We start from the raw sequence: 5,882 nt of genomic DNA, 5'->3' as shown, positions 1-5,882 counted from the left end.
GGGTTTTTTATTGCCTGAAATTAAGCCCTCACTGGAGGGCAAACGGGCACTATGGTGCGGTCTCCCGCCGTGTTTTCTGATACTCGCATTCATCATCCCAGCCAATATCGACGTGTTTGTGGCCTGTCTCTGCTCAATATCTATTCGAAAGCCTGCATTCTGGATATAAAAAGCACAGAATGTGATGCTTCTACCTTTCTTGTCATGTCTGCTCTGGTTTAATTCCCGGGTCCACATCGATGGACCAAGGAATCACAATAATTTGAGGAATGGACACATGTTCAAAAGAACAGTAACGATGATGCTGGCGGCGGGAACCCTGGTATTAGGCGGTTGCGCATCCAATGGTGGTGCAGAGCAGGCAGCGGCGGACAACAGCGACTTCGGCGGCAAGTCCATCTACCTGCGTGGTGAGATGAACGACTGGATGGCCACCGACGAAAGCAAGGTCGTCAAGGTTGCCGACAAGCTCTACATGGCCAAGGGGACGCTCAAGAAAGAGTGGGCTCCTTACAAGTTCAAGTTTGCCGACTCCGGCTGGAGTTGTGGCACCAACTTCGGTTACAAGAGCCCGAGCGATGGCGTTGCCGTGCTCGGCGGGGAACCTGTACCGGTCAACCCGTGCTCCAAGTATGAGGACATGAAGTTCTCGCCCGAGGCGGATGGCGTCTATGAGTTCTATCTGAATATGGCGGGTGAGACACCGAGCGTATACGTCAAGAAACCCTGAGATAGTCTCTCGCTTTAAATCTCTCGGAAATTGAACCGGTTAAATGCCCTGGCCCAGAAATCTGCTGGCCGGGGCATTTTTTTAGGATAGAATCGGCGCCCTTACGACGGATGAATCACAACATATTGTGTTTTTAGTCCTTAAACTTACTACTGGTAGTATTCTTGTCACGATATTGCCCCATTCACAGGAGGTTGATTGACCATGGCTAAATCCATTCCGCTGCTGGAGGGCGCCACCGCCAGCCGCCAGATCCCTCTGCAGGAGACGTCTCTCGAGATCTGGGACAGCAAGTATCGTCTCAAGAGCAAGGATGGCGCCCCCATCGACGGCTCCATCGACGAGACCTACCAGCGTGTCGCTCGCGCGCTGGCTGCGCAGGAGCGCGAACCCGACACCTGGTATGAACCCTTTCTGTGGGCCCTGCGCAATGGTGCCATTCCGGCGGGCCGTATCACCTCCAACGCCGGGGCGTTTGAGCACAAGCCGGCGACCTCCACCATCAACTGCACCGTCTCCGGCACCATCGAGGATTCGATGGACGATATCCTCGGCAAGGTGCACGAGGCGGGGCTGACCCTGAAGGCAGGTTGCGGCATCGGTTACGACTTCTCGACCCTGCGACCGCGCGGAGCCTTCGTTTCGGGAGCGGGGGCCTATACCTCGGGGCCGCTCTCCTTCATGGATATCTACGACAAGATGTGCTTTACCGTCTCCTCTGCCGGTGGCCGTCGTGGCGCCCAGATGGGCACCATGGATATCCGTCACCCCGATGTCGTCGAGTTCATCCAGGCCAAGCGGGAGGATGGTCGGCTGCGTCAATTCAACCTCTCCCTGCTCATCACCGAAGAGTTCGTCAGTGCGGTGAAGGAGGATGCCCCCTGGCAACTGATCTTCCCCTACACCGCCAAGGAGGTGGAGCAGGATGGCATCGCGCTGGATGACCCTGCGAGGGTGGTCTGGGCGGACTGGCCCAACAAGGAGGGTGTGGTGATCAACGAGCTGGGCCAGGTGGCCTGCAAGGTCTACAAGACCCTGCCCGCGCGCAAGCTGTGGAACGTCATCATGACCTCTACCTACGACTATGCGGAGCCCGGTTTCATCCTGATCGACAAGGTGAACCAGATGAACAACAACTGGTTCTGCGAAGAGATCCGCGCCACCAACCCCTGCGGTGAACAGCCTCTGCCGCCCTATGGGGCCTGCCTGCTGGGCTCGGTCAACCTGACCACCTTCGTGCGCGATCCCTTCACCGAGCAGGCCGCCTTCGACTGGCCCGCGTTTCGCAAGGTGGTGGCCATCTTCACCCGCATGCTCGACAACGTGGTGGAGATAAACCAGCTGCCGCTGGCCAAGCAGCGCGAGGAGATCACCGCCAAGCGTCGCCACGGCATGGGCTTCCTGGGGCTGGGCTCGACCCTCACCATGCTGCGCATCAAGTACGGCTCTGCGGCCTCCGTCGCCTTCACCGAACAGGTCTCCCAGGAGCTGGCGATGACCGGCTGGCAGGAGTCTCTGCGTCTGGCGAAGGAGAAGGGGCCGGCCCCCATCATGGAGCAGGAGTTCGAAGTCACCGGCAAGATGCTGCGTCTGCGCCCCGAAATGGCGGCAGATGGCATCAAGCTCGGCGACAAGGTGAAGGGCAAGGTGTTGCATGCCCGCTACAGCCGCTACATGCAGCAGGTGGCCGAAGTGGATCCCGCTCTGGTGGCCGAGCTGGCCGAGGTGGGTGGACGCTTCACCCACCACAGCAGCATAGCGCCGACCGGTACCATCTCCCTGTCGCTCGCCAACAACGCCAGCAACGGCATCGAGCCGAGCTTTGCCCACCACTACAGCCGCAATGTCATCAAACCGGGCAAGAAGAGCAAGGAGAGCGTGGATGTCTACTCCTTCGAGCTGCTGGCCTATCGCGAGCTGGTGAACCCGGCCGCCATGCCCTATGCCGAGGAGGAAGGTAGCCGCCTGCCGGATTACTTCATCACCGCGGACGACATCACGCCGACCGGGCACGTGGATATCCAGGCGGCGGCCCAGCGCTGGATTGACTCCTCCATCTCCAAGACCGCCAACGTGCCGACCGATTTTCCGTTCGAGCAGTTCAAGGATATCTACCTCTATGCCTCGGACTCCGGCCTCAAGGGCTGTACCACCTTCCGCTTCAACCCGGCCGCCTTCCAGGGCGTGCTGGTGAAGGAGAAGGATCTGGAGAACACAAGTTACGAGTTTACCCTGGAAGATGGCACCGTCATCACGGCGAAGGGGAACGAGGAGATCGAATACGATGGCGAGCTGCACACCGCCGCCAACCTCTATGACGCCTTGAAAGAAGGCTATTACGGCAAGTTCTGAGGACGAGACATGGTCAAGAAGATCGACAGAAAAATCGTCGCCTACAAGGTAAAAACCCGGGATGAGCCGCAAGATGCGCCGACGCCCCAGGATGACGTGGTGCACATGCATGAAACCGTGCTGCGCCCGGAACGGCTGATGGGCACCACCTACAAGCTGAAGACGCCGGAGCATGTCTCCGAGCACTCGCTGTTCATCACCATCAACGACATCATTCTCAACGAGGGCACGGTGCACGAGACCCGGCGCCCGTTCGAGATCTTCATCAACTCCAAGAGCCTGGAGCACTATCAGTGGATAGTGGCGCTGACCCGCATCATCTCGGCGGTGTTTCGCAAGGGAGGGGACGTCACCTTTCTGGTGGAGGAGTTGCGCTCCGTGTTCGATCCCAAGGGGGGCTACTGGAACAAGGGCAAGTACGTGCCTTCGCTCATCGCCGAAATTGGCAACGTGATCGAAACCCATCTCACCGAGATCGGCATGCTCAAGGTGCCCGGGCTGGACGAGCACCAGCAGGCGTTCCTGGCCGAGAAGCAGGCGCAATTGCAGGCACAGCAACAGGCAGAAGAGCAGCCGGCGGGCAGCGGTTTCCCACCCAGTGCCGCGCTCTGCTACAAGTGCCACACCAAGGCGCTGGTGCAAAAGGATGGCTGCATGACCTGTCTCAACTGCGGGGATTCCAAGTGCGGTTGAGGGGCTGATTGCCACCAAAGGCCGGCGACATGCCGGCCTTTTCGTTGCTGATTTTATGTTCGAACGACGCCCATGATGGCAGCGATTTGTTGCGCACCGGTAAATTCGGGCGTAGCGTTGGGGGTAATAAAACTGTCACGGCCGTGTGGTTTCAATGACATCTGAGATTCACACACGTGGCACCTTCAGTGCCAAGGAGGATGCTTATGGACAACACGGACCGAAAGCTGTTTATCTTGGATACCAACGTTCTGCTTCACGAACCCCTCGCCATCTACTCCTTCAAAGAGCACGACGTGCTCATCCCCATGACGGTGCTCGAAGAGCTCGACAACATCAAGGATCGCCAGAAGGACGTCAGCCGTGATGCCCGTATCGCCATCCGTGCCCTGGAAGATGTGTTCCGCGATGCGACTCCGGAGCAGATAGTGCAAGGAGTGGCGCTGGCCGGCGAGGCGAGCGGCCGTATCTCCATCTTCAGCGACCACCATCTGCCCCAGGATGCCGAGGTGTTCACCGACAAGGAGGCGGACAACCGCATCATCAACGCCGCCCTCTACCTGCAAAAGCACGAGATGAAGCGTCAGGTGGTGCTGGTCACCAAAGACATCAACATGCGCCTCAAGGCCAAGGGAGCAGGTCTTGCCCATGTGGAGGATTACCGCAGCGACCAGCTCATCGACGACATCCGCCTGCTCGCCAAGGGCTTCCAGGTGGTGCCCGGCAGCTTCTGGGAGCGGGTCGGTGAGTGCGACAGCGAAACCCATGGCCGCGATACGGTCCACGTCATCGATGCCAACCTGCTGGAGGGAGTCCACGTCAACCAGTACCTCCTGGACGAGGAGAACTTCTTTGCAGCGCGGGTGCTGAGCCACGACGGCAACAAGATCCGCCTGAAAGATCTCGGCCGCGAGCGGCTGATGTCCCGCAAGGCCTGGGGGGTGCATCCCAAGAACGTGTATCAGGGCATGGCGCTGGATGCCCTGCTGGATCCGCACATCGACCTGGTGATCCTGACCGGCCCGGCGGGCTGCGGCAAGACCCTGCTCGCCATGGCGGCGGCGCTGGAGCTGGTGATCGAGAAGGGGATCTACGAGAAGGTGATCGTCACCCGCAATACCCCGGAAATTGCCGAGAGCATCGGCTTCCTGCCCGGCACCGAAGAAGAGAAGATGATGCCCTGGCTGGCGGCGGTCACCGACACTCTGGAGGTGCTGCACAAGCAGGACGAGAACATGAGCGGGTCCCTCAGCTACATCATGGAGAAGGCCAACATCCAGTTCAAATCGGTCAACTTCATGCGCGGGCGCAGCATCCAGAACACCTTCGTGCTGCTGGACGAGTGCCAGAACCTGACCGCGTCCCAGATCAAGACCATCATCACCCGCTGCGGGGAGGGGACCAAGATCGTCTGCTCCGGCAACTTGGCTCAGATCGACTCCAACTACCTGAGCCCGGTGACCTCGGGTCTGACTTACATCGTCGAGCGGTTCAAGGACTTCGACGGCAGTGCCAATATCTTCCTGAACGGGGTGGTGCGCAGCCGGCTGGCTTCGTTTGCCGAGGAAAACCTCTGATCCCCGGCCAACTGGCCACTCATGAAAAGGGAAGCCAGGTGGCTTCCCTTTTTTGATCCCTTCTATCTCATGTCTCTCTCGGTCGGCCCAGGTAGCGCAGCAGCCCGGGGTGATCGCTGCTGTGCAGGATATCCGGCTTGCCCTGCAAGGCGATGCGTCCCGCGTCGATGAAGAGCACCTGATCGGCGATGAGCTGGGCATCGTCCTGGGAACGACAGGGAGAGACCATCAGCTTGTCAGCCCTTCACTGTGGCGCCAGAGCGCGGCCCAGGTAGCGCAGCAGCCCGGGGTGATCACTGCTGTGCAGGATATCCGGCTTGCCCTGCAAGGCGATGCGTCCCGCGTCGATGAAGAGCACCTGATCGGCGATGAGCTGGGCATCCTCCGGGTTGTGAGAGACCATCAGCACGGTGATGCCCTGCTCGCAGGCGAGGCGGGCGACCTCCGCCAGCATCTCCCGCCGCAGGGCCGGATCGAGGGCCGAGAAGGGCTCGTCCAGCAGCAGCAGCGGCCTGCCCCGCACCAGGGCG

4 protein-coding genes and 2 pseudogenes are annotated in these 5,882 nt (G+C 59.8%); 4 read left to right on the top strand and 2 right to left on the bottom strand.

Annotation, left to right across the window (positions count from 1 at the left end; genetic code table 11):
* The first annotated feature begins 277 nt into the window (after positions 1-277).
* The 4 genes from AACR77_RS03510 (at position 278) to AACR77_RS03495 (ending at position 5,352) form a co-directional block, all read left to right on the top strand.
* Positions 278-730 (top strand): pullulanase, encoded by a 453-nt coding sequence (locus tag AACR77_RS03510; protein ID WP_029313820.1) that lies wholly within the window; start codon positions 278-280, stop codon positions 728-730.
* A 204-nt stretch (positions 731-934) separates the two neighbouring features.
* Positions 935-3,082, top strand: a complete 2,148-nt coding sequence (locus tag AACR77_RS03505; RefSeq protein ID WP_042879769.1) for an adenosylcobalamin-dependent ribonucleoside-diphosphate reductase — start codon at positions 935-937, stop codon at positions 3,080-3,082.
* 9 nt (positions 3,083-3,091) lie between these two features.
* Entirely contained in the window at positions 3,092-3,775 is a 684-nt protein-coding gene (locus AACR77_RS03500; protein WP_010673144.1) for a TSCPD domain-containing protein, read from the top strand.
* A 206-nt stretch (positions 3,776-3,981) separates the two neighbouring features.
* Complete coding sequence (locus AACR77_RS03495) at positions 3,982-5,352, top strand: PhoH family protein (protein ID WP_010673145.1); 1,371 nt, start codon at positions 3,982-3,984, stop codon at positions 5,350-5,352.
* Positions 5,353-5,419: 67 nt separating this feature from the next.
* On the opposite strand, the pseudogene AACR77_RS03490 reads toward AACR77_RS03495, so the two are convergent.
* Together AACR77_RS03490 and AACR77_RS03485 are read right to left on the bottom strand one after the other, a co-directional pair.
* Positions 5,420-5,584 (bottom strand): annotated as a pseudogene (locus tag AACR77_RS03490) (thiamine ABC transporter ATP-binding protein); the annotation flags it as partial.
* Positions 5,585-5,596: 12 nt separating this feature from the next.
* Positions 5,597-5,882, bottom strand: a pseudogene (locus AACR77_RS03485) (AAA family ATPase); the annotation flags it as partial.

Source organism: Aeromonas sp. ZOR0002 (assembly GCF_963866995.1).
Classification (GTDB): Bacteria; Pseudomonadota; Gammaproteobacteria; order Enterobacterales; family Aeromonadaceae; genus Aeromonas; species Aeromonas caviae.
This window is presented reverse-complemented; position numbering and strand designations above follow the sequence as displayed.